Consider the following 24,800-nt stretch of genomic DNA (forward strand, 5'->3'; position numbering starts at 1 on the left):
GTCACGGTCAGCCATGCATATTTATAGCTGCCGTCCTGCTTGCGCGACCCGCTCGGGTCACTCCGATACCAGACGACGAGGCGCTATTCGCCCATCCTCCAGTACTTCTCCGACCCCCAGGAACTGCTCCGTGGAAGCCTGATAAAGACTGACCCAGCCCTCGGCCGGGCGGTCACTGGCCATCACCGGCTGGCCCTGGCGCAGATAATACGCCGCGTTGTCACCCAGATTGACGCGCGGCCAGTCTGCCACGCTGGTGGATAAAGGCAAGAGCAAATCATCAATTGCCTCGAATCCACCCTGCTCCTTGAGCAGCCCCAACTGCTCCAGGGTAATCATCCGTTCCTCCGGATAGGGGCCAGCGGACAGGCGCCGCAGGGCGATCACGTGGCCACCGCAGCCAAGCACCGCACCCAGGTCTTCCACCAGGGAGCGCACATAAGTGCCCTTGGAACAGGCCACCTCGAACGTCAGGTCCTCGCCATCCAGGCGCGCCTCGCGAATTTCGTGAATGGTCACCCGGCGCGGCGCGCGCTCAACGGTAATACCTTCCCGCGCCAGCTTATACAGCGGTGTGCCATTGTGCTTGATCGCCGAGTACATACTCGGCACCTGCTCGATTTCTCCCAGGAAGCGGTCCAGCGCGGTCAGAACCTGAGCTTCGGTGACCGATACCGGGCGGGTTTCCACCACCTCACCGTCGGCGTCGCCGGTTTCCGTGGTCACGCCAAGACGGGCGGTGACCCGGTAGCGTTTATCCGCGTCGAGCAGAAACTGACTGAATTTGGTTGCCTCACCGAAGCACACCGGCAACATGCCGGTGGCGAGCGGATCCAGGCTACCGGTGTGCCCGGCCTTGGCCGCGGCAAACATGCGCTTGGCCATTTGCAAAGCACCGTTGCTGGTCACGCCATCGGCTTTGTCCAACAACAAGATACCATTCAGAGGACGGCCTCCGCGGCGTCGTTTTCCCACCGTCTTATGCTCCGAGATCAATCGTGGTCTTGGTCGTCCTGATCCGGGCTTTGTGCCCGGTCCTCCGCCCGTGCCTCGTCAATCAGCTGTGACAGCCGCGATGCATTTTCGGGGGTCAGGTCGTAATGGAAACGCAACCGGGGCGTGGTGCGGGTATTCAGGGTCTGGGCCAGGGCACTGCGCAGGAAACCGGCGGCACCGCCCAATACGGCTTCGGCCTCGGTTCCGGCGTCCGCGTCCTGCCCCAGCAATGTGAAGTACACATCGGCGAAGGACAGATCGCGGGAAACCCGGACATCCTGAATCGTCACCATGTCCACGCGCGGGTCCTTCATCTCAAAGCGCAGGACCCGTGCCAGTTCGCGTTGAATCTGGTCAGCGATACGGTCAGTACGCTGAAAACCTTGGGGACGGCGATGACGACTCATATGCGGGCGCGCTTACAGGAAGCGCGCCACCTCCTTCACTTCGAAGACTTCGATCTTGTCGCCTTCCTTGACGTCGTTGTAGCTCTTCACGGCGATACCACACTCCATGCCGTTACGAACCTCCTGGACGTCATCCTTGAAGCGGCGCAGGGATTCCAGCTCACCCTCGAACACCACCACATCGTCACGCAGTACACGGATCGGACGGTTTCGATGGAGGGTACCTTCCACCACCATACAGCCGGCCACGGCACCAAACTTGGAGGAGCGGAAGACATCCCGCACCTGGGCCACGCCAAGGATTTCCTCGCGTTTCTCCGGTGCCAGCAGACCGCTCATGGCCTGTTTCACGTCGTCGATCAGTTCATAGATCACGCTGTAATAACGCAGGTCTATGCCTTCCGCCTCGCACAGGCGTTTGGCCTTGGCGTCCGCCCGCACGTTGAAGCCGAGCAGTACCGCCTCACTGGTCATCGCCAGATTGACGTCGGACTCGTTGATCGCGCCAACACCAGTGGAGACCAGCCCCACTTTCACCTCATCGGTGGACAGGTCGGTCAACGCGCCGATCAACGCTTCCAGGGAACCGCGAACATCGGCCTTGAGCACGATATTGACGTGCTTGGTTTCCTCGGAGCCCATGTTCTGGAACAGGTTTTCCAGTTTGGACGCCTGCTGGCGCTTGAGTTTGACGTCACGGTCACGGTCCTGACGGAATTCAGCCACTTCACGGGCTTTCTTCTCGTCCGGCACCACCTGAACCTGCTCACCGGCCTCCGGCGCACCGTTCAGACCGAGCACTTCCACCGGAATCGACGGACCCACTTTGTTCACTTGCTGGCCATTCTCATCCACCAGGGCGCGAACACGGCCGAAGCAGGCGCCGGCCAGCAGCATATCGCCCACTTCCAGCTCACCGGCCTGGACCAGGATGGAGGCCACGTTACCCCGGCCTTTTTCCACCCGGGATTCAATTACCACGCCACTGGCGGGGCCCACGGCGGCGGCTTTCAGTTCCAGCAGTTCGGACTGCAGCAACACTGATTCCAGCAGGGCGTCAACGCCCTCGCCACTGTGCGCGGAGACGTTGACGAACTGAATGTCGCCCCCCCACTCCTCGGGGATCACGTCCTTGGCGGCCAGTTCGTTCTTGACCCGGTCAGGGTCGGCCTGTTCCTTGTCGATCTTGTTCACCGCGATGATGATCGGCACGCCGGCGGCCTTGGCGTGGTTGATCGCCTCTTCCGTCTGCGGCATCACGCCGTCATCCGCGGCAACCACGATGATCACGATATCGGTGGCCTTGGCACCGCGGGCACGCATGGCGGTGAAGGCGGCGTGGCCCGGGGTATCCAGGAAGGTGATCATGCCGTGCTCGGTGTTCACATGGTAGGCACCGATGTGCTGGGTAATCCCCCCGGCTTCACCGGCGGCCACTTTGGCGCGGCGGATATAGTCCAGCAGGGAGGTTTTACCATGGTCGACGTGCCCCATGATGGTCACTACCGGTGCACGGGAGACTTCCTGCTCTCCGGAACGGTCCACCAGAGACGCCAGATCGTCCTCCAGAGCCTCTTCCTCGCCTTTCACCAGTTTTGGGGTGTGGCCCATTTCCTCGGTGAGAAGGACAGCGGTTTCCTGGTCGATAAACTGATTGACGGTGGCCATCTCGCCCATTTTCATCATGGCCTTGATCAGTTCCTTGGCCTTGATGTTCATGCGCTGAGCCAGTTCCGCCACGGTGATGGTTTCCGGAATTTCTACGTCGTACACCATTTTCTCCGTGGGGCTTTTAAACCCGTGCTCCCGGTTCATGGAGCTCTTCATCTGGCCGTGGACCACGCCGCCACTCTTGGGTTTGCGACGACGCCGGCGCGATTGCCGTTCCTCGGTACGATACCCGGCTTCCACGGCATCCCGGACGATGGATGAGGCCTTGTCGTCTTCCTCTTCCTTCTTCTCCTGGGACTGTTCACCGCCGCGCTTCTCCAGCTCCTCGGCGATACGTTGGGCTTCCTCGGCGGTCCGGCGGGCAGCTTCTTCCTCCGCCTTACGGCGGGCTTCGGCTTCCTGCTTGCGCCGTGCTTCCTCGGCCTCGCGCTGCTTACGTTCTTCCTCTTCGCGCTTGGCACGCTCTTCCGCCGTCTCCACCTTGTCGGCTTTTTTGGCGGTCTTCGGCACGGAAACGCGCTTGCTCTTGTCCTCGGCCTCCTTCTCCGCGCCACCCTGAGCCGCACTATCGGCTTCCAGAGCTTTACGGCGCGCATCTTCCTCAGCGTGGCGAGCGGCCTCTTCTTCCTGCTTGCGACGAGCCTCTTCCTCCGCCTTGCGGCGGGCTTCTTCCTCGGCGCGGCGGGCCTCTTCCTCGGCCTTCAGACGGGCTTCTTCTTCCGCCTGACGCTCCGCTTCCAAACGCTCTTGCTCTTCGATGGACTCACGCTTCACGTAGGTGCGTTTCTTGCGCACTTCCACGTTCACGGTTTTCGCTTTACCGGCGGTACCCGTCGTCTTGATGGTGCTGGTGGAGCGACGTTTGAGGGTGATCTTCTTGGGCTCCGCGTCCTGGGCGCCATGGGACTTACGCAGATGCGCGAGCAGCTGCTGCTTCTGTTCATCGGAGACCACATCACCTGCGTCGGTGTGAGGAAGTCCGGCGTCTTTCATCTGCGAAAGCAGCGTATCCACCGGAATCTTCACAACCTCTGCCAGACTTTTTACGGTCGTTTCTGCCATGTCAGCAACACTCTCCTGTCCGCTTATGGTGGCGCCCTGCCCCACCGCTCTACTTACTCACCGGCGTTCTCATCTTCAAACCAGGGAGCGCGGGCGGTCATGATCAACTGAGCCGCTTGCTCTTCGTTGATCCCTTCAATATCCAGCAAGTCATCCACCGCTTGTTCGGCAAGGTCTTCCATGGTGACAATGCCACGGGAGGCCAATTCCACCGCCAGATCGCGGGTCATGCCGTCCATACCCAGCAAGTCGTCGGCGGGTTCGGCCGATTCAAATTTCTCTTCGGACACCAGCGCGCGGGTCAACAAAGCGTCCTTGGCGCGCTGGCGCAATGCTTCAACGACATCTTCGTCGAAACCTTCAATGGCGAGCATTTCCTCGGTGGGCACATAAGCCACTTCCTCCAGGGAGGTGAAGCCTTCTTCCACCAATATCGCCGCCACATCTTCATCCACATCCAGCAGGCTCATGAAGGTTTCCATGGCCATCTGGGCTTCTTCCTGCTGTTTGTTCTGCGCTTCGTCCAGCGTCATCACATTCAGCTCCCAGCCGGTCAGCTCGGAGGCGAGGCGGATGTTCTGACCGCTGCGTCCGATGGCCTGGGCCAGGGCGGATTCGTCTTCCACGGCGATATCCATGGAATGACTTTCTTCGTCCATCACGATGGACGCCACTTCCGCCGGCTGCATCGCATTGATCACCAACTGCGCCGGGTTGTCGTCCCACAGCACGATGTCGATACGCTCGCCGGCGAGTTCGTTGGACACCGCCTGCACGCGAGCACCGCGCATACCGACGCAAGCCCCCACCGGATCGATGCGCTGATCGTTGGTCTTCACCGCGATCTTGGCGCGGGAGCCCGGATCGCGGGCGGCGCCTTTGATCTCGATCAGTTCCTCGCCGATCTCCGGCACTTCGATCTTGAACAATTCGATCAGCATCTCCGGGCAAGCCCGGCTGGCGAACAACTGCGGACCACGGTTTTCTTCGTTCACGCCCAGCAGATAAGCGCGTACGCGGTCATTCTGGCGCACGCTCTCACGCGAGATCATGTGCTCACGGGTGATCAGCGCTTCGGCATTGCCACCCAGGTCCAGAATGATGGCGTCACGCGTGGCTTTCTTCACCGTGCCGCTGATCAGTTCACCGATGCGGTCGCGATATTCCTCGATCACCTGATGACGTTCGGCCTCACGCACCTTCTGCACGATCACCTGCTTGGCGGTTTGGGCACCGATACGGCCAAAGGCCTCGGACTCCACTTCTTCTTCGTAAACGTCGCCAATCCGCAGGTTCTCGTCGTGCTCGTGGGCCTCATCCAGAGTCAGCTGTCTGCCGAACTCATAGAGGTCTTCGTCGGGCACCACATGCCAGACGCGGAAGGTGCGGGAATCACCGGTAACCCGGTCGATTTGCACACGGATTTCCACGTCTTCTTCCTTGAAACGTTTTTTGGTTGCCGCCGCCAGGGCCAGTTCGATGGCCTCGAAAATGACGTCACGGCTGACGCCTTTCTCGTTGGAAACGGTTTCCGCTACCAGCAGGATCTCTTTGTTCATGGCCAGGCCTTTACAAAGGTTTTTTCAGGTCACGCTCAGTCGAAGCGTGGCTCCAGACGAGCGCGGTCCACCTGACTGTAAGGAATACGCAGGGTATCGCCGTTGAGCATCAACACCAGCGTATCACCATCGACAGCCACCAGAGTCGCCATCATCTTGCGCTTGCCCGCTACCGGGGCCAACAGTTTCAGTTGCACCTGCTCGCCGAGGTAACGTTCAAACTGGGAAAGTTCAAACAGCGGCCGATCCATGCCCGGAGAGGACACTTCAAGGTTGAACTCGCCGGGGATCGGGTCTTCCACGTCGAGCACGCCACTGACTTCATGGCTCACCGCAACGCAATCGTCCACGGTGATACCGGCTTCATGATCAATGTACAGACGCAATACCGCGCCACGCCCCTGCAGGTATTCGATACCCCAGAGCTCGTAGCCCATGTCGTTGACTACCGGAGCCAGCAGCTCCCTGATTTGTTCCGTGCGTTTTGACATTGCCTTGATTCCGGCGCCAGAAACAAAAAATGGGCATAACGCCCATTCCCACTCGCCATCCCGGCTCTGAATAACAAAAAGCCCCTACGATGAGGGGCTTTCTTACCACAGAACCGGGATGCGGTTCCGTTAAGTGGTAGCGGGGGCAGGATTTGAACCTACGACCTTCGGGTTATGAGCCCGACGAGCTACCAGACTGCTCCACCCCGCACTAAATCGCGGCGCACATAGTATGTATTCGTGCCGCCGTTGTCAATGCAAACTCAAAAAAAGTATTTATTTTTCCGAGTCTTAACCGCGGCATCATCGCGGAGCCATTAATCCTGGCCAGGGAATTCAAAGGGCCCCGAAAAGCACCTTCGAAGTTACTACCAATACACCCCTTTCCTGACCCGGAAAGGGTGACCAACCGTGAATGGCGGTTACATAAAAGCCCATTCCAAATTGGTGCCGAAGGCCGGACTTGAACCGGCACGAGCGTAAGCCCACTACCCCCTCAAGATAGCGTGTCTACCAATTCCACCACTTCGGCAAAGAACCTGGTATCACTCGGATTGAGAACCAGCCTGACTCTCATCCAGGGCCGGGGATTCTACATCACTCGCCGGCACATCTGAAGTGCCTTTTTCAGAACTTTCCATGGCCGGAGCATCGCCCTGACCGCTGGCAGGCACATCGGCGCCCGCGGCCGGAACATCGCTTTGGCTATTGGAAGGCACATCGGAGGATTGTGGCACCGCCGGCGCATCGCTTTCCGGCACGTCCACTTCATCAACGGTTTCCACCATCGGCAAAATACTGGAGCTCTGAGCGACCTCGTTACGGGCCATCCAGGCCAGGGCCAGACTGGTGACGAAGAACACCGCAGCCAGCACCGCCGTGGAGCGGGTCAGGAAGTTCGCGGAGCCCGCGCTGCCAAACACTGTCTGCGAACCGCCGCCGCCAAAGGAGGCGCCGGCATCGGCACCTTTGCCGTGTTGAATCAGGACCAAGCCGATCAGGGCCAGAGCCGCCAACACGTGGACCACATGAAGCACAATATCCATAAGTAACCGTTTATTCCGCCGCGAGACAAATTGCGCTGAATTCATCCGCGCTCAGTGAGGCCCCGCCGATAAGACCACCGTCTATATCCGGCTGGGCGAACAGAAGGGCGGCATTATCCGACTTTACACTGCCGCCGTAAAGCAGCCGGATGCGGGAAGCCACACTTGCGTCCTCCGCGGCCAGCGCCGCGCGTAAACGGGCGTGTACTTCCTGGGCCTGTTCGGGGGTGGCGGTTTCACCGGTACCGATCGCCCAAACCGGCTCGTAAGCCACCACCGCCTGGTCGAAAGCGCCGATGCCAGCCACGTCCAGCACCGATGAGACCTGCCGTACCACTACCTGCTCGGTCTCGCCCGCCTCCCTTTCACGCAGCGTTTCACCGACGCACAGGATCGGTATCAACCCTCCCTGCTGGGCACGAAGAAACTTCTCACCCACCAGTTCATCATCTTCACCGTACAGGGCGCGGCGCTCGGAATGCCCTACTATTACGTAGCGGCAGCCCAGATCGGCGAGCATCTCCGCGGAGACTTCGCCAGTGAAGGCACCATCCTGGTGGCGGCTCACGTTTTGCGCGCCAATTTGCACCCCGCTGTCGCCCAGAGCGCGGACCAGAGGCGCCAGATAGGGAAACGGCGGACACACGGCCACTTCTGCCCGGCTGTTCCGCAATCCACTCAGGGAAGCCCCCAGAGCCCCCACCATGTCCAGCCGGCCATTCATCTTCCAGTTACCGGCTACCAGCGGCGTTCTTGTCATTCACTTGTTCCCGTATTCAGCGGTCAGGCGATAATCGCCTGCACCTGTTCCGCCAGACGCTGGCAGAGGCGTTCCACCTGCGCGCCATCCAACCCTTCCACCATGACCCGCACCAACGGCTCGGTACCGGACGGACGCAACAGCACCCGGCCCTTGCCGGCCAGCTCCGCTTCCACGTCACTGACCGCCTGCCGCAGCTCGGGGCGCTCCATGAAACCATCGCGATTATCGCCGCGCACGTTGATCAGGGTCTGCGGCACCAGGGGCGCTTCCGCCACCGCATCGCGCAGCCCCCGGTTTTCCCGGCGTAGCGCCGCCAGCACCTGCAGCGCCGCCACCATGCCATCGCCGGTGGAGGTGCGATCCAGACACACCAGGTGCCCGGAAGACTCACCGCCAAGCAGCCAGCCGCGACTGTCCAACTGCTCCATGACATAGCGATCGCCAACGTTGGCCCGGACGAACGGGATACCCTGCTGCTCCAGCGCCAGCTCGAGGCCATAGTTGGACATCAAGGTACCCACCACACCACCGTGCAGGGCGCCATTGCGCTGGCGATCACGGGCGATCACGTACAACAGTTGATCGCCATCCACCACCTCACCCTGATCGTCCACCATGATCAGGCGGTCGGCATCGCCATCCAGGGCAAGACCGAGATCGGCGCCACTCTCCAGCACCTTGCGCCGCAGGGCCTCGGGGCTGGTGGAGCCGCAATCCCGGTTGATATTGAAGCCGTCCGGCGTGTTGGCCATCGGCAACACATTGGCGCCCAGCTCCTCCAGAACATCCGGAGCGATGTGGTAAGCGGCGCCGTTGGCGGTATCGACGACGATGGTCAACCCGGCCAGACTCAGCCCCGGCGCCGTGCTTTTGACGAACTCGATATAACGGCCACGGGCGTCATCGATACGGCGCACTTTGCCGATACGATCCGAGCCGACCACGGAGATCGGCTCGTCCAGCATACGCTCGATGTCCTGCTCGATCTGATCGTTCAGCTTACGACCATCCGCGCCAAAGAACTTGATACCGTTGTCGGTGTAAGGGTTGTGGGACGCGGAAATGACAATCCCGGCCTGGGCATGCAAAGTGCGGGTCAGATAAGCGATCCCCGGCGTCGGTATCGGCCCCAGCAGCCGCACGTCCACCCCGGCGGCGGAAATACCCGCCTCCAGCGCCGACTCAAACATATAGCCGGAAATCCGGGTGTCCTTGCCGATCAGGATCTTGCTGCCACCACGCGCGGCCAGCACACGGCCAGCGGCCCAACCCAGTTTGAGTACGAAATCCGGGGTAATCGGCGCCTCGCCCACGGTGCCCCGGATCCCGTCCGTACCGAAATATTTACGACTCATCCACTGTCTCCATTACAGCGCGGGCAAAACGCACGCTGTCCACGGTCTCTTTGACATCATGGGCACGCACGATCAGCGCGCCCCGTTCAATACACATCACCGCCGCCGCCAGCGAACCGGGCAGGCGCTCCTCCACCGGCCGGTCCAGCACTTTCCCGACCATGGATTTGCGCGACAACCCCACCAGTATCGGCAGCCGCAAACGCTTGAGCTGGTCCATTTCCGCCAGCAGCTTCAGATTGTGGTACACGGTTTTGGCGAAACCAAAGCCCGGGTCCACCAGCAGCCTGTCACGGGCAATCCCCGCGGACACACACACTTCCACCCGCTCCTCCAGGAACCGGATCACCTCGGCGGTGACGTCCTGGTATTGGGGATCATCCTGCATGTCCCCGGGCTCGCCGCGCATATGCATCAGACATACGGGCAAGCCGGCGTCCGCCGCCGCCTGACAGGCGCCGGCCCGGCGCAATGAGCGCACATCATTGATCAGACCCGCGCCGGCGCGAGCAGTTTCACGGATCACACTCGCGATACTGGTATCCACCGACACCAGGGCATCCAGTTCGCGAGTCAGCGCTTCCACCACTGGTACCACGCGGTCCAGCTCTTGCTGTTCGGATACCGGATCGGCGCCGGGGCGGGTGGACTCTCCACCGACATCGATGATGGCGGCGCCGTCGGCGAGCATCTGCTCCGCCCGACGCAGGGCCGAGTCCAGGGAAGTGAATTGGCCACCGTCCGAGAACGAATCCGGGGTGACATTAAGGATACCCATAACGACGGGCGCGGACAGGTCCAGTGTCCGCGCCCCACAGGTCAGTTTAGTGATCTGGCGCATCAGTGGGTATTGGCGGGTCCACCGATGGGGTCGTCGCCGGGCTTGGCGTCGTCGGAGGCGTTCTCGCCAGAGGAGGAGGCACCGCTTCCCGGCCCCTGGTCGCGCCAGTCCTTCGGCGGGCGAGGCTTGTGTCCGGACATGATATCGTTGATCTGCTCGGCATCGATGGTCTCGTACTGCATCAGCGCTTCGGCCATCAGATCCAGCTTGTCCCGGTTATTCTCCAGAATTTCCTTGGCTCTTGCGTAGCAGCGATCAACGATGGAACGCACTTCCCGATCGATTTCCTCGGTGGTCTGCTCGGACATGTGCTTGCGCTGACCCACCTGTTTACCCAGGAACACCTCGCCTTCGTCTTCCTCATAGGCCAGCGGTCCCATTTTCTCGCTCAGGCCCCACTTGGTCACCATGGCCCGGGCCAGCTTCGTGGCCCGCTCGATGTCGTTGGAGGCGCCGGTGGTCACACCGTCAAACCCAAGCGTGATCTCCTCGGCGATACGGCCACCAAACAGAGAACAAATGGACGACTCCAATCCTCTCTTGGACTGGGAATATTTGTCCTCTTCGGGCAGATACATGGTCACACCCAGGGCACGGCCACGAGGAATGATGCTCACCTTGTAGACCGGATCGTGGTCCGGCACCAGCCGGCCGACAATCGCATGGCCGGATTCGTGGTAGGCGGTGTTCAGCTTTTCTTTCTCACTCATCACCATGGAGCGGCGCTCGGCGCCCATCAGGATCTTGTCCTTGGCCTTTTCGAACTCCTCCATGGTCACCACCCGCTTGTTGGCGCGGGCGGCGAACAGCGCGGCCTCGTTGACCAGGTTGGCCAGATCGGCGCCGGAGAAGCCCGGGGTACCACGGGCGATCACACTGGCGTCCACGTCCTCGGCCACCGGCACGGGGCGCATATGCACTTTCAATACGTGTTCGCGGCCACGGATATCGGGCAGCGGCACGGTCACCTGACGGTCGAACCGGCCCGGACGCAGCAGCGCCGGGTCCAGCACATCGGGACGGTTGGTGGCGGCGATGACGATGATGCCGTCATTGGCGTCAAAACCGTCCATCTCCACCAGCAACTGGTTCAGGGTCTGCTCACGCTCATCGTGGCCACCGCCAAGACCCGCGCCACGGGAACGGCCCACGGCATCGATCTCGTCGATGAAGATAATGCAGGGCGCGTGCTTCTTGGCTTGATCGAACATGTCGCGCACCCGGGAGGCACCGACACCAACGAACATTTCCACGAAATCGGAACCGGAGATACTGAAGAACGGCACCTTGGCCTCGCCGGCGATGGCCTTGGCGAGCAGGGTCTTACCGGTCCCCGGAGACCCCACCATCAGCACACCACGGGGAATCTTGCCGCCAAGTCGCTGGAATTTGGCGGGATCGCGCAGGAATTCCACCAACTCCTGCACTTCTTCCTTGGCTTCCTCGACACCGGCCACATCCGCGAAGGTGGTTTTGATCTGATCCTCGCTCATCAGCCGCGCCTTCGACTTGCCGAAGGTCATCGGCCCGCCACCACCTTTGCCGCCGCCCTGCATCTGCCGCATGAAGAAGATGAAAATGGCCAGGATCAGCAGGATCGGCAGCACCGACAGGAACAACTGGGTCAGGAAGCCCTGACGCTCCGGCTCCTTGCCGACCACATCCACTTTATTCTGGATCAGGGTGGGAATCAGATTGGTGTCCAGCGCCGGCGGCTTGACCGTTTCGAACTTGCCGCCGTTCTTCATTTCACCGGCAATCCGGGTATCCCCGATGGTTACCCGGGCCACCTTGCCACTCTCCACGCTCTCAATGAAGGAGGAGTAGTTCAGCATCTGCTGACTGGGCTGGGGGTTGATGCTGGAGGCCACCACATAAAGGACCCCGGCAATCACCAGCCACAGTACGATGTTCTTGGTCATGTCGTTCAAGGGAGACCTCGATTCGTTCGGGCGCAAGTGCGCATACTGACTTCTAAACCTTACACTATTTCAGGTGCCACCCCAATTGATACACTTCATTGGAGCGAGGGCGGCTGGCCGCCGGCTTGCGGCTCACCACCCGCCGAAACCGGTCCTGAAGACTCCGCCGATACTCATCGAAGCCCTCTCCCTGAAACACCTTGACCAGGAAAACGCCGTCCGGTTCAAGGACGCTCTCCGCCATATCCAGAGCCAACTCGGCCAAATACATGGCCCGCGGCAGGTCCACGGCACGGTTACCACTCATATTGGGGGCCATATCGGACATTACAAGGTCCACTTTGTGCCCACCCAGGCTGTCCAGGATTTGCTGGTAGACCGCCTCCTCACGGAAATCCCCCTGAATGAAGGCGACATCGGGGATCGGATCCATGGCCAGAATATCGCTGGCCACCACCGTTCCCCGGGAACCGACCAGCCGGCCAGCCACCTGGGCCCAGCCACCGGGGGCGGCCCCCAGATCCAGCACACGCATGCCGGACCGGAACAACTTGTCTTTTTCGTGGATCTCCAGCAGCTTGAAACTGGCCCGGGAGCGGTAGCCCTCAGCCTGGGCGCGGGCCACCCAGTGATCGTCGAAATGTTCCCGCAACCAGCGCTGGCTGCTTTTTGATCTGGCCATAAAGGTTCATCCTGTTACCCGGTCCTGGTGCCCCCCGAGGGGATAGCGCTGGGGACCCCGGGATGATTGCAGGGCAGCGGCCGCGTACCTAGAATAGCGCCCCCAATTTGGAGAACATCATGCCTTTGAGCCCACAGGACAGAAAGCGCTTGCGCACCATCGGCCACCACCTGAAAGCGGTGCTGCAGACCGGCGACAAGGGCTTGACCGAATCCTTCACCGAGGAATTGAACCTGCGCCTGGAAGACCACGAGCTGGTCAAGGTGCGCGTCAACGCCCCCACCCGCGACCAGCGCACCGATCTGGTGAACGCGCTGTGCGAGGCCAGCGGTGCCGAGCTGATCCAGCGTATCGGCAACATCGCCCTGCTTTACCGGGCGGCCGCCAAGCCCAACCCCAAACTGTCCAATGTCCTGAGAGCCCGGAACTGAAGCGAGGGCTCCCGGCCCGAAGCCCCGCGCAAGCCCCTTACAGGTGCTCGACCTTGTCCACCTCGTACTCCCGGGTGCCTCCCGGGGTGTCGATTTGCACCACATCGCCTTCCGCCCGGCCGATCAGGCCACGGGCGATGGGGGAATTGACACTGATCTTGCCTTGCTTGATGTCGGCTTCGTCGTCACCCACGATCTGGTAGACCTTCTCTTCATCGGTGTCCACGTCGATGATGGTCACGGTCGCGCCGAAAATGACCTTACCGGTGTTGTCCAGCTGGGTAATATCAATGATCTGAGCGGCGGACAGCTTGCCTTCGATCTCGTTGATACGCCCTTCGCAGAAGCTCTGCTGCTCACGGGCAGCGTGATATTCCGCGTTTTCCTTCAGATCACCGTGTTCACGAGCGTCGGCGATGGCCGCGCTGATACGGGGCCGTTCCACCTTTTTCAGATGGTCCAGCTCTTTGCGCAATGCTTCGGCACCACTGACCGTCATCGGAATGCGTTGCATAGGTTCAACCTCAAATAATCATCCGTGGGTAGCGCGGGGCACCCGGCCCCGGGTACCCCGTACAATTAGATTTCGGCGTGCAAGTCCTGCAGCCGACGCACCTGCGGCTCATCGCGCAGGGCCATGGCCTGACACACCGCCTGCGCGGCGGTGATCGTGGTGGTGTAAAACACCTTGTGCTGCAGGGCGGAACGGCGAATCGCAAAGGAATCGCGGATCGCCTGCTTGCCTTCAGTGGTATTCACGATCAGCGCCACGCCGTCGTTTTTAATCATGTCGACAATATGCGGCCGTCCCTCGAGCACTTTATTGATCGGTGTCACCGGCAGTCCCGCTTCGGCGATGACCGCCGCGGTACCGCGGGTGGCGACCAGCTCGAAGCCCAGCTCACTCAGGGTGCGGGCCACGTCCACCGCCGCGGGCTTGTCCACCTCGCGCACGGAAATGAACGCCGTGCCTTCTTGCGGCAAACGTTCGCCGGCCCCCAGGGATGCCTTGCCGAAGGCTTCGGCGAAACTGCTGCCAATACCCATCACTTCGCCAGTGGATTTCATCTCCGGACCAAGAATGGGATCCACTTTCGGGAATTTGGCGAACGGGAAAACCGCTTCCTTGACGAAATAGTGGCGCGGCGTCACCTCCGAGGTAAAGTCCTGATCCTTCAGGCTGATCCCCACCATGCAACGGGCGGCCACCTTGGCCAGTGAAACGCCGATGCATTTGGACACATAGGGCACGGTCCGGGACGCCCTCGGGTTCACTTCGAGCACGTAGACGTCCTCGCCCTTCACCGCGAACTGCACGTTCATCAAGCCGACCACGCCCAGTTCGAGGGCCATGGCGGCGGTCTGCTGGCGCATCACGTCCTGTACGCTATCGTCCAGGGAATACGGCGGCAGCGAGCAGGCGGAGTCACCGGAGTGCACGCCGGCCTGCTCGATATGCTGCATGATCCCGCCGATAACCACGTCGGTACCATCGCAGATAGCGTCCACGTCGACTTCGATGGCATCGTCCAGAAAACGATCCAGCAGCACCGGAGAGTCATTGGAGACACTCACCGCGTTGTTCATGTAGCTGCGCAGTTCCGCCTCGTTGTAAACGATTTCCATGGCCCGGCCGCCCAGCACGTAGGAAGGCCGCACCACCAGCGGATAACCGATTTCTTCCGCCAGCTTCAGACCCTCTTCCAGGGAACGGGCGGTGCGGTTCGGCGGCTGCTTGAGGCCAAGCTTGTTGACCATCTGCTGGAAGCGCTCGCGATCTTCCGCTTCATCGATGGCGTCCGGGCTGGTGCCGATAATCGGCACGCCCGCCGCCTGCAGTGCCCGCGCCAGTTTCAGCGGCGTCTGCCCGCCATACTGCACGATCACGCCCTTGGGCCGCTCGACGTCGGCAATGGCCAGCACGTCTTCCAGCGTCACCGGCTCGAAGTAGAGACGGTCGGAGGTGTCGTAATCGGTGGACACGGTCTCCGGGTTACAGTTGACCATGATGGTCTCGTAACCGTCGTCCTTCATGGCGAAGGCCGCATGCACGCAGCAGTAGTCGAACTCGATGCCCTGACCGATCCGGTTCGGACCGCCGCCGATCACCATGATCTTGTCACGGTCGGAGGGGTTCGATTCGCACTCCTCGTCATAGCTGGAGTACATATAAGCGGTACTGGTGGGGAACTCGGCGGCGCAGGTATCCACCCGTTTGAACACCGGCCGCACGCCCAGGTCATGGCGCTTGCTGCGCACATCCGCCTCCCGCACGCCCAGCAGTTGGGCCAGGCGGGCATCGGAGAACCCCTTACGCTTGAGACGGTACAGCGTGTCACGGCTCAGATCAGTGAACGTGAAATCCACCAACCGGCTTTCCTCGGCGATCAGGTCGGCCACCTGCACCAGGAACCAGCGGTCGATCTTGGTCAGCGCGTACACGTCGTCCACACCGAGACCGCTACGGAACGCATCACCAATCACCCAGATGCGCTCCGGCCCCGGCGTCGACAGCTGCTGGGCGATACGCTCGGCGGCGTCCGGCGCATCCAGATCCACTTTCGGATCGAAGCCCACGGAGTCCACTTCCAGTCCGCGCAGCGCCTTGTGCAGGGACTCCTGGAAATTACGACCGATGGCCATGACTTCGCCCACGGACTTCATTTGCGTGGTCAGCACCGGATCCGCGTCGGCGAACTTCTCGAAGTTGAAACGCGGAATCTTGGTGACGACATAATCAATGGACGGCTCGAAGGAGGCCGGGGTCGCGCCACCGGTAATATCGTTCTGCAGCTCATCCAGGGTGTAGCCCACCGCCAGCTTGGCCGCCACCTTGGCGATCGGGAAGCCGGTGGCCTTGGAAGCGAGCGCGGAGGACCGCGACACCCGCGGGTTCATCTCGATCACCACCATGCGACCGGTATCCGGGCACATGCCGAACTGGACGTTGGACCCGCCGGTTTCCACGCCGATCTCACGCAATACCGCCAGGGAGGCATCGCGCATGACCTGGTATTCCTTGTCGGTCAGGGTCTGTGCCGGCGCCACGGTGATGGAGTCGCCGGTGTGCACACCCATCGGGTCGAAGTTCTCGATGGCACAGACGATGATGCAGTTATCGTTGCGGTCACGCACGACCTCCATCTCGTATTCCTTCCACCCCAGCAGCGACTCATCGATGAGCAGTTCGTGGGTGGGAGACAGTTCGAAACCGCGGGTACAGATTTCCTCGAATTCTTCCTTGTTGTAGGCCACCCCGCCGCCGGAGCCGCCCATGGTGAAGGAAGGCCGGATGATCGAAGGAAAGCCCAGCTCCGCCTGAATCTCCCAGGCTTCGTCCATGGTGTGGGCGACCCGCGCGCGCGGACATTCCAGGCCGATGTTCTTCATCGCCTTGTCGAAGCGGTCGCGGTTCTCCGCCTTGTCGATGGTGTCGGCGTTGGCGCCGATCATTTCCACGGCGAACTTCTCAAGCACGCCATGGCGCTCCAGATCCAGGGCGCAATTCAACGCGGTCTGGCCACCCATGGTGGGCAGCAGCGCGTCCGGGCGCTCCTTCTCGATGATCTTGGCCACCGTCTCCCAGGTAATGGGCTCGATATAGGTGGCGTCGGCCATGGCCGGATCGGTCATGATGGTGGCCGGGTTCGAGTTCACCAGGATCACCCGGTAGCCTTCCTCTCGCAGCGCCTTGCAGGCCTGGGCACCGGAGTAATCGAACTCACAGGCCTGGCCGATCACGATGGGACCGGCGCCGATGATGAGGATGCTTTTGATGTCTGTTCTCTTGGGCATTTTTGCTGACCGTCGGACTCTGGTTAATTCGTTACCGGGTTAATTCATTGCCGGGCCGGACGTCGGGGTGCGTGGCGTCCGGCGCGTCTCAGGCGCGGTGCGCCTCCATCAACTCGATGAAGTGATCAAACAGGGGCGCACAGTCATGGGGGCCGGGACTGGCCTCCGGGTGCCCCTGGAAACTGAACGCCGGCACATCAGTGCGATGCACGCCCTGCAGCGTACCGTCGAACAGCGACACATGAGTCACTTTGAGATTGTCCGGCAGGGTCTCCGCGTCCACCGCGAAACCGTGGTTCTGGCTGGTGATCATCACCGTGCCGTCTTCCACGTTTTTCACCGGGTGGTTGGCGCCGTGGTGGCCGTTCTTCATCTTCATGGTGCGGGCGCCGCTGGCCAGACCGAGCAGTTGATGCCCCAGACAGATGCCGAACAGCGGCAGCTTGCGTTCCAGAATCTCGCGGATCGCCTCGATAGCGTAATCACAAGGCTCCGGATCACCGGGGCCGTTGGCCAGGAAGACGCCGTCCGGGTTCATCGCCAGCACCTCGGACGCCGGGGTCTGGGCCGGCACCACGGTCAGCTTGCAGCCGCGGTCCGCCAGCATCCGGAAGATATTGCGCTTGCAGCCGAAATCGTAGGCGACCACGTTAAACAGGGCCTCCGCCTGAGCCCGGTGGCCTTCGCCGCGAACCCAGGTGCCCTCGGTCCAGGTATAGGACTCGCTGACGCTGACCTCCTTGGCCAGATCCATCCCCTTGAGACCGGGGAAGGCGCGCGCGGCGGCCAGGGCTTTTTCCTCATCGATATCGTCACCGGCGACGATACAGCCGTTCTGAGCCCCTTTTTCCCGCAGGATGCGGGTCAGGCGGCGGGTGTCGATATCGGCGATGGCCACGATGTTTCGCTGTTGCAGGTACTCCGGCAGGGACTGCTCGGCACGCCAGCTGCTTACCGTCAGGGTCAGATCCCGGATTATCAGGCCGGCGGCCCACACCCGGGAGGACTCTTCGTCCTCCTCATTGACCCCGGTGTTGCCAATGTGCGGATACGTCAGCGTGACGATCTGCTTGGCATAGGACGGGTCCGTGAGGATTTCCTGATATCCGGTCATCGCGGTGTTGAACACCACCTCACCCACGGTCTCACCCGTGGCGCCAATGGCAACACCCCGAAAGAGACTGCCGTCTTCTAATGCGAGTATGGCGGGTACCGTCAACGCAACCTCCAAGGCTGATAGGGTTCCGGGTTGTCCGCGTGGACGCCGTGGCGGGCGGGCGAGACACCGTTTACAGCGGACAAACCCTTGGAAGATTCGGGGACGGGGGCCGGTCGCAAAAAAGCGAGGTGGATTCCTCCACCTCGCTTTTTCATGTTATTCAGCGATTCATGCGCCCCACGCGCCCTCAGGCTTGGCCTATTCTAGTGCTTTCGGCCGCCAGTGTCACGGGCGGAAGCCCGCCCTCGGCACCGTGGCGACCAATCTCAGCGGGCGCCCCAGCCGGCGCTCTCTCCCGCCAGCCCAAGTACATCCTGCATATCGAACAGCCCCTTGGGCTGAGCACCCAGCCACAGAGCGGCACGTACCGCTCCGCGAGCAAAGGCCATGCGACTGGATGCCTTGTGGGTAATCTCCACCCGCTCGCCCTCGGCGGCGAACAGGACGGTGTGATCACCAACAATGTCACCGCCACGGATGGTCTCGAAACCGATGGTCTGACGGTCACGCTCACCGGTACGGCCCTCGCGGCCATACACCGCGCATTCATTGAGATCCCGCCCCAGAGTCTGGGCCACCACTTCACCCATGCGCAAAGCCGTACCGGACGGCGCATCGATCTTATGGCGGTGATGCGCCTCGATAATCTCTATGTCGACGTCATCGCCGAGCACGGCAGCGGCGGTTTCCAGCAGCTTGAAGCACAGATTCACCCCCACCGAGTAGTTCGGCGCGAAGCAGATCGCCACCTCCTCGCTGGCGGCGCGTAACCGCGCCTTCTGTTCATCGTTCAGACCGGTGGTGCCAATGACCAGCCGGCTGCCGGCCTGGCGACAGGTCTCGATGTTGCGCGCCGTCGCTTCCGGGACGGTGAAATCGATGAACACATCGGCCTGACCCGCCACTGCGGCAAGGTCATCGCCCACGGTGACGCCCAGCTTGCCGGCGCCCACCAGTTCACCGGCGTCGACCCCGATCAGGGAAGAACCCGGCACGTCCACCGCCGCCGCCAGTTCGGTTTCCGGATTGGCCAGCGTCGCTTCGATGAGCATGCGCCCCATGCGCCCGGCGGCGCCGATGATGCCTACTTTCATGGTATTCATCCGTTGGATCAGAGGGTTGCCCTTAAAGCCCGTCGAAAAAGCGTTTCACGCCTTCGAACCAGCTGGTTCGGCGAGGATTGTGTCGGTCACCGCCCTTGTCCAGGGAGGACTGGAGTTTGCGCAGCAGATCTTTCTGCTCGCTACTCAGCTTGACCGGGGTTTCCACCACCACCTTGCAGATCAGGTCGCCCGGCGGGCCACCTCGCACCGGGGTCACCCCTTTGCCGCGCAACCGGAACAGCTTACCGGTCTGCGTCTCCGGCGGCACCTTGAGTTTGACCTTGCCGTTCAAAGTCGGCACATCCTGTTCACCGCCCAGAGCGGCGTCCACGAAGCTCACCGGCACCTCGCAGTGCAGATCGCTGCCGTCGCGCTTGAAAATCTCATGCTCGCGCACCGCCACCTGCACATACAGGTCGCCGGCAGGCGCCCCGTGCATGCCCGCCTCACCCTCACCGGCCAGACGGATACGGTCACCGGTATCCACTCCCGGCGGGATCTTCACGGACAGCGTCTTGGTATTCTGCACCCGACCCTGGCCGCCACAGTTGCGGCACGGATTCTTGACGATCCGGCCTTCGCCGTGACAGGCCGGACAGGTCTGCTGCACGGTGAAGAAGCCCTGCTGCATGCGCACCTGCCCGATACCGTTACAGGTGGGACAAGTCACCGGCTCCTCGCCGGCTTCGGCGCCGGTGCCGTGGCACACCTCACAGCTGTCCCAGGAGGGAATACGGATCTTCTCCTCGCAGCCGCGCACCGCCTGTTCCAGGCTGAGTTCCAGGGTATAACGCAGATCCGCGCCACGGGCCGGCCCGCGACCACCACGGCCGCCGCCACCGAAGATGTCGCCAAAAATATCGCCGAAGATGTCGCCGAAGCCACCACCAGCGAAACCTCCGGCACCGGCTCCGCCGAAGCCGCCCTGCCCTTCCACTCCGGCATGGCCGAAGCGATCGTAAGCGGCGCGCTTGTCCTCGTCGGACAGGACCTCGTAGGCCTCCTTGGCTTCCTTGAATTTGGCCACCGCCTCGGTGTCATCCGGATTACGGTCCGGATGGTATTTCATCGCCAGGCGTCGATAAGCCTTTTTCAGATCCTGCTGACTGGCGTCCTTGGACACCCCCAGCACTTCGTAATAATCGCGTTTGGACATAAGAGTTCCTGCTTATAAAACGCAAACACGCTTCACGCTTGCACGCCTACACGCAAAATATAGGCCATGCCCGCGAGAAGCGCGGTTGACGTTCCGGCACGCACCACGTCAGCGTGTAAGCGTGGTGCGTGCCAGCGTGCCGGCTTTATTTCTTCTTGTCGTCATCCACTTCTTCGAACTCGGCATCGACCACATCGTCTCCGGCCTGCTTGCCTTGTCCATCACCGGCGTTGCCGCCCTGGGCCTGCTGCGCCTCCGCATACAGTTTCTGTGCCAGGGAACCGGACGCCTCGGTAAGCGCCTTGGTCTTGGCCTCGATATCGTCCTTGTCGTTGCCCTTGAGCGCGGCTTCCAGATCGGAGATGGCTTTATTGATCGCCTCTTTCTCCTCCTCGGTGGCCTTGTCGCCGGCTTCCTCGAGGGTCTTGCGAGTCGCGTGGACCAGGTGATCCGCCTGATTGCGGGTCTGCACCAGTTCCTCGAACTTGCGATCCTCGTCGGCATGAGCCTCGGCGTCGCGCACCATCTTGTCGACCTCGTCATCGGACAGGCCGGAAGAGGCCTTGATCTGGATCGTCTGCTCCTTGCCGGTGGCCTTGTCCTTGGCGCCCACGTGCAGAATACCGTTGGCGTCGATATCGAAGGTCACCTCGATCTGCGGCACGCCGCGCGGCGCCGGCGGAATGTCTTCCAGGTTGAACTGTCCCAGAGACTTGTTCTGCGCCGCCTGCTTACGCTCGCCCTGCAGCACGTGCACGGTCACCGCGGTCTGGTTATCGTCCGCCGTGGAGAACACCTGCGACGCGTTGGTCGGGATGGTGGTGTTCTTCTCGATGATCGGCGTCATCACGCCGCCCATGGTCTCGATACCCAGGGTCAGCGGGGTGACGTCCAGCAGCAGCACGTCTTTCACGTCACCGCTGAGCACCGCACCCTGAATGGCGGCACCAATGGCCACGGCCTCATCCGGGTTGACGTCCTTGCGAGCGTCCTTACCGAAGAACTCGGCCACTTTTTTCTGTACCAGCGGCATCCGCGTCTGACCACCCACCAGGATCACGTCGGTGATGTCGGACGCTTTCACGCCGGCATCGTTGAGCGCGATCTTGCAGGGTTCCAGGGAGCGGCTCACCAGCCCCTCCACCAGGGATTCCAGTTTGGCCCGGGTCACTTTCACCACCAGGTGCTTGGGACCGGTGGAATCCGCGGTGATGTAGGGCAGATTCACTTCCGTCTGCTCGGCGGAGGACAGCTCGATCTTGGCCTTCTCGGCGGCTTCCTTGAGGCGCTGCATGGCCAGCGGGTCGCCGCCCAGGTCAATGCCGGAGTCCGCCTTGAACTGATCCGCCAGGAAGTTGATCAGCGCCAAGTCGAAATCCTCACCACCCAGGAAGGTATCACCATTGGTGGCCAGCACCTCGAATTGGTGCTCGCCGTCCACTTCGGCGATCTCGATGATGGACAGGTCGAAGGTACCACCACCCAGGTCATACACCGCGATGGTGCGATCACCGCCCTTCTTGTCCAGACCATAGGCCAGGGCCGCGGCGGTGGGCTCGTTGATGATCCGCTTCACGTCCAGACCGGCTATGCGGCCGGCGTCCTTGGTGGCCTGACGCTGAGAATCGTTGAAGTACGCGGGCACGGTGATGACGGCCTCGGTCACCGGCTCACCCAGATAGTCCTCCGCGGTCTTCTTCATTTTCTTCAGCACCTGGGCGGAAATCTGCGGGGGCGCCATTTTTTCGCCCTTCACGTCGACCCAGGCGTCGCCATTGTCGGCCTTGGTGATTTTGTAGGGCACCATCTTGATGTCCTTCTGCACCACCTCGTCTTCAAAACGACGACCGATCAGGCGCTTCACCGCGTACACGGTGTTTTGCGGGTTGGTCACCGCCTGCCGTTTGGCGGCCTGACCCACCAGCACCTCGTTGTCCTCGGTGTAGGCGATGATGGACGGCGTGGTACGCGCGCCCTCGGCGTTTTCGATCACCTTGGTCTTGTCACCTTCCATCACAGCCACACAGCTGTTGGTGGTGCCAAGGTCGATACCAATAATCTTACCCATAACGTCTGTTTCTCCTTCACACGGTCCGGATGCCAAAGGCCACCCGGACAGTTGAACCTCAATGAACTTGCCAGCTATATGGCGGCGCCCCGGGTCTTTTCAAGGGAGCCGGATCAACCTTCCGCCTTGCTGACCACCACCCGTGCCGGACGGATCAGGCGACCGTTGAGCAGGTAGCCCTTTTCCAGTACGTCGATCACGGTGTTGGGCTCCGCCCCGGGGGCCGGAATCATTGTCATCGCTTCGTGGCGCTCCGGATTGAAGGGCTCGCCGTGGGGGTCCACCTGCTCCAGATTGTGCCGTCCGAACGCGTCCATCAGCACTTTCAGCGTCAGTTCCAGCCCCTCACGGGCGGGCTTGAGCGCCTCATCGTCAGCATCCAGGGTCGACAGCCCTCGCTCCAGACTGTCCGCCACGGACAGCAGATCACCGGCGAACTTCTCCAGGGCGAACTTATGGGCGTTCTCCACCTCGCGCTCGGCCCGGCGGCGCACGTTCTGGATTTCCGCCTGGGCACGCAGGTCCGCTTCGGCCAACGCTTTCTCCAGGCGCTGCACCTGCTCCTGCGCTTCAGCCAGCTGCCGGGCCGCATCCGGCTCCGCGCCGGCCTCTTCGTCAGCCACCTCGGCGGCAGGTTGGAGGTTCTCCAGTTCGGAATCCTGGGTCACCGCCTCATCTTGGGGTTTCTGTTTGTCCTGATCGCTCATATCCACTCCAAAATACCCGAATGCGGGATCCATCTCGGGAAAGCGGGCAAAGATATGGGAACAGGTTGAGCGGATTCAAGGGCAAAAAAGAGTCAGTTGACAGTTGATAGTGGACAGTTGACAGCGAAAAGCAAAGATATTGCGGGGACGCAAAGACCATTTGCGCATCCGCAGACCGTTCTTTTGCTTAAGGGGCTGACGTAACCTATGGGTGCGGCCTCTTCGCTATAAGGATAGGCCAACGTGTCTCGCGCCGCTGTCAACTATCAACTGTCAACTGCCTTTCTACAGTTGATTGAGGGCGGCGGACAGGATGCGGGCGGTGATATCGACGGTGGGGATGACTTTTTCATAGTCCATGCGGGTGGGACCGACCACGGCCAGCACGCCCACCGGGCCGTTTTCCAGCCGATACGGCGCCGACACCAGCGAATACTCCTCGAACGGCTGGTAGCCGGACTCCCTGCCAATGAAGATCTGCACGCCATCGGCTTTCATGCTGCGCTCCAGCAAGTGCAGGATATCGCGCTTGTGGTTGAAGGCATTGAACAGATCGCGCAGCTTGTCGATGCTGTCGGCCTCGGCGGAATCCAGCAGATTGGATTCCCCGGACACCACGTAATCGGACTCTTCGTCCCCGGACTGCCTCAAGGCCTGACCGGCCACGTCGAGGGTGGTCTGCATCAGTGCGTCCATCTGCGCCCGATCCGCCGCCATGGTGCTCAACAGGCCGTCACAGATGGCGTCCAGGTCACAACCGCCGTAGGTGTAATTGATGTAGTTGGCGGCCTGGCGCAATTCACTCTCATCGTACTCGCGGGCGGTATGGATGATACGGTTCTGCACCTCGGAACGGTTCACCACCAGAATCACCAGCACGCGTTGACCGGACAGCGGCAGGAACTCCACCTGCCGCAGCGTGCTGACCTGGCGCCTTGGCGCCGCCACCAGACCGGCCATGCGGGTCAGTTCCGCCAGAGTGCGGGACGCCTGGGACACCAACTCCTGCGGCGATTGATCCGGCGCCAGCAACTGGCGCAATTCGTCACGCAACTGCTGGTGATCCGGGCTGCGCATGGCGCTCGAGGCCAGCAGCGTATCCACATAAAGGCGGTAGCCCCGCTCGGTGGGCACCCGGCCCGCCGAAGTGTGGGGACTGATCAATAACCCCAGATCCTCCAGTTCCGCCATGATATTGCGGATGGTTGCCGGGCTTACCGCCAGGCCGCCCCCCTGGGCCAGGGTTTTCGAGCCCACTGGCTGACCGTCACGGATGTGACGTTCCACCAGGGCCATGAGTAACCGTTGCTTGCGTTCGTTGAGTTCCACAGCTGCCTTTCGTCACCCACTACTGCCAATCGGGATGGGCGGAGCGCCCAACCCACTACCGATTGTTGCCAGCGAAACCGCCGCCGTCCAGTGTTACTCCTCTTCGCCTTGCAAACGGCGGACTTTTAAGACCTTAAACAAGCCCTTACGCTGACGGCCGGAATCGCCTAACATCAACGGGGCACTGGCCAGAATAA

General features: G+C 61.5%; 20 protein-coding genes and 2 tRNA genes. 1 reads left to right on the forward strand and 21 read right to left on the reverse strand.

Features of this window, described 5'->3' with window-relative positions; translation table 11 throughout:
* Positions 1-57 precede the first annotated feature (57 nt).
* From truB to rlmE, 13 genes are all read right to left on the reverse strand, one after another.
* Complete coding sequence (gene truB, locus B5T_RS19130; protein WP_041717754.1) at positions 58-975, reverse strand: tRNA pseudouridine(55) synthase TruB; 918 nt, start codon at positions 973-975, stop codon at positions 58-60.
* Positions 976-992: 17 nt separating this feature from the next.
* Positions 993-1,403 (reverse strand): 30S ribosome-binding factor RbfA, encoded by a 411-nt coding sequence (rbfA, locus tag B5T_RS19135; RefSeq protein WP_041717133.1) that lies wholly within the window; start codon positions 1,401-1,403, stop codon positions 993-995.
* Positions 1,404-1,415: 12 nt separating this feature from the next.
* Complete coding sequence (gene infB / locus B5T_RS19140; RefSeq protein WP_041717134.1) at positions 1,416-4,136, reverse strand: translation initiation factor IF-2; 2,721 nt, start codon at positions 4,134-4,136, stop codon at positions 1,416-1,418.
* A 53-nt stretch (positions 4,137-4,189) separates the two neighbouring features.
* Positions 4,190-5,695 (reverse strand): transcription termination factor NusA, encoded by a 1,506-nt coding sequence (gene nusA / locus B5T_RS19145; RefSeq protein WP_014996172.1) that lies wholly within the window; start codon positions 5,693-5,695, stop codon positions 4,190-4,192.
* 35 nt (positions 5,696-5,730) lie between these two features.
* Complete coding sequence (gene rimP, locus B5T_RS19150; protein WP_014996173.1) at positions 5,731-6,186, reverse strand: ribosome maturation factor RimP; 456 nt, start codon at positions 6,184-6,186, stop codon at positions 5,731-5,733.
* Between the two features lie 134 nt (positions 6,187-6,320).
* A tRNA-Met gene (locus B5T_RS19155) sits at positions 6,321-6,397 on the reverse strand.
* Positions 6,398-6,631: 234 nt separating this feature from the next.
* Positions 6,632-6,718, reverse strand: a tRNA-Leu gene (locus B5T_RS19160).
* 13 nt (positions 6,719-6,731) lie between these two features.
* A complete protein-coding gene (gene secG / locus B5T_RS19165; protein ID WP_014996174.1) occupies positions 6,732-7,232 on the reverse strand; it encodes a preprotein translocase subunit SecG in 501 nt (166 codons plus the stop codon).
* 10 nt (positions 7,233-7,242) lie between these two features.
* Complete coding sequence (gene tpiA / locus B5T_RS19170) at positions 7,243-7,992, reverse strand: triose-phosphate isomerase (protein ID WP_014996175.1); 750 nt, start codon at positions 7,990-7,992, stop codon at positions 7,243-7,245.
* Positions 7,993-8,015: 23 nt separating this feature from the next.
* Positions 8,016-9,350, reverse strand: coding sequence for a phosphoglucosamine mutase (glmM, locus tag B5T_RS19175; RefSeq protein ID WP_014996176.1), 1,335 nt, complete (start codon positions 9,348-9,350; stop codon positions 8,016-8,018).
* On the reverse strand, positions 9,340-10,191 hold the full coding sequence (folP, locus tag B5T_RS19180; RefSeq protein ID WP_041717135.1) for a dihydropteroate synthase: 852 nt from the start codon (positions 10,189-10,191) through the stop codon (positions 9,340-9,342). Before folP ends, glmM begins: the two co-directional genes overlap by 11 nt.
* Positions 10,191-12,113: an ATP-dependent zinc metalloprotease FtsH gene (gene ftsH, locus B5T_RS19185; RefSeq protein WP_014996178.1), complete on the reverse strand. Its 1,923-nt coding sequence runs from the start codon at positions 12,111-12,113 to the stop codon at positions 10,191-10,193. Before ftsH ends, folP begins: the two co-directional genes overlap by 1 nt.
* A gap of 64 nt (positions 12,114-12,177) precedes the next feature.
* Positions 12,178-12,795: a 23S rRNA (uridine(2552)-2'-O)-methyltransferase RlmE gene (gene rlmE, locus B5T_RS19190; protein WP_014996179.1), complete on the reverse strand. Its 618-nt coding sequence runs from the start codon at positions 12,793-12,795 to the stop codon at positions 12,178-12,180.
* Between the two features lie 119 nt (positions 12,796-12,914).
* On the opposite strand from rlmE, the gene B5T_RS19195 reads away from it, so the two are divergent.
* On the forward strand, positions 12,915-13,226 hold the full coding sequence (locus tag B5T_RS19195; protein WP_041717136.1) for a YhbY family RNA-binding protein: 312 nt from the start codon (positions 12,915-12,917) through the stop codon (positions 13,224-13,226).
* Between the two features lie 37 nt (positions 13,227-13,263).
* Here B5T_RS19195 and greA read toward each other — a convergent pair whose 3' ends face one another.
* The 8 genes from greA to hrcA all read right to left on the reverse strand — a co-directional run bounded on the left by greA (position 13,264) and on the right by hrcA (position 24,603).
* Positions 13,264-13,740, reverse strand: coding sequence for a transcription elongation factor GreA (gene greA / locus B5T_RS19200; protein ID WP_014996181.1), 477 nt, complete (start codon positions 13,738-13,740; stop codon positions 13,264-13,266).
* A 65-nt stretch (positions 13,741-13,805) separates the two neighbouring features.
* Positions 13,806-17,021 (reverse strand): carbamoyl-phosphate synthase large subunit, encoded by a 3,216-nt coding sequence (gene carB / locus B5T_RS19205; RefSeq protein WP_014996182.1) that lies wholly within the window; start codon positions 17,019-17,021, stop codon positions 13,806-13,808.
* Positions 17,022-17,109: 88 nt separating this feature from the next.
* On the reverse strand, positions 17,110-18,240 hold the full coding sequence (gene carA / locus B5T_RS19210; RefSeq protein WP_041717137.1) for a glutamine-hydrolyzing carbamoyl-phosphate synthase small subunit: 1,131 nt from the start codon (positions 18,238-18,240) through the stop codon (positions 17,110-17,112).
* A gap of 266 nt (positions 18,241-18,506) precedes the next feature.
* A complete protein-coding gene (gene dapB, locus B5T_RS19215) occupies positions 18,507-19,334 on the reverse strand; it encodes a 4-hydroxy-tetrahydrodipicolinate reductase (protein ID WP_014996184.1) in 828 nt (275 codons plus the stop codon).
* Positions 19,335-19,365: 31 nt separating this feature from the next.
* A complete protein-coding gene (dnaJ, locus tag B5T_RS19220) occupies positions 19,366-20,499 on the reverse strand; it encodes a molecular chaperone DnaJ (RefSeq protein WP_014996185.1) in 1,134 nt (377 codons plus the stop codon).
* A gap of 145 nt (positions 20,500-20,644) precedes the next feature.
* Complete coding sequence (gene dnaK / locus B5T_RS19225; RefSeq protein WP_014996186.1) at positions 20,645-22,567, reverse strand: molecular chaperone DnaK; 1,923 nt, start codon at positions 22,565-22,567, stop codon at positions 20,645-20,647.
* A 113-nt stretch (positions 22,568-22,680) separates the two neighbouring features.
* Positions 22,681-23,274, reverse strand: coding sequence for a nucleotide exchange factor GrpE (grpE, locus tag B5T_RS19230; protein ID WP_014996187.1), 594 nt, complete (start codon positions 23,272-23,274; stop codon positions 22,681-22,683).
* Between the two features lie 285 nt (positions 23,275-23,559).
* Entirely contained in the window at positions 23,560-24,603 is a 1,044-nt protein-coding gene (hrcA, locus tag B5T_RS19235; protein ID WP_014996188.1) for a heat-inducible transcriptional repressor HrcA, read from the reverse strand.
* Positions 24,604-24,800 lie beyond the last annotated feature (197 nt).

Source organism: Alloalcanivorax dieselolei B5, from assembly GCF_000300005.1.
In the GTDB taxonomy this organism is placed as follows: domain Bacteria; phylum Pseudomonadota; class Gammaproteobacteria; order Pseudomonadales; family Alcanivoracaceae; genus Alloalcanivorax; species Alloalcanivorax dieselolei.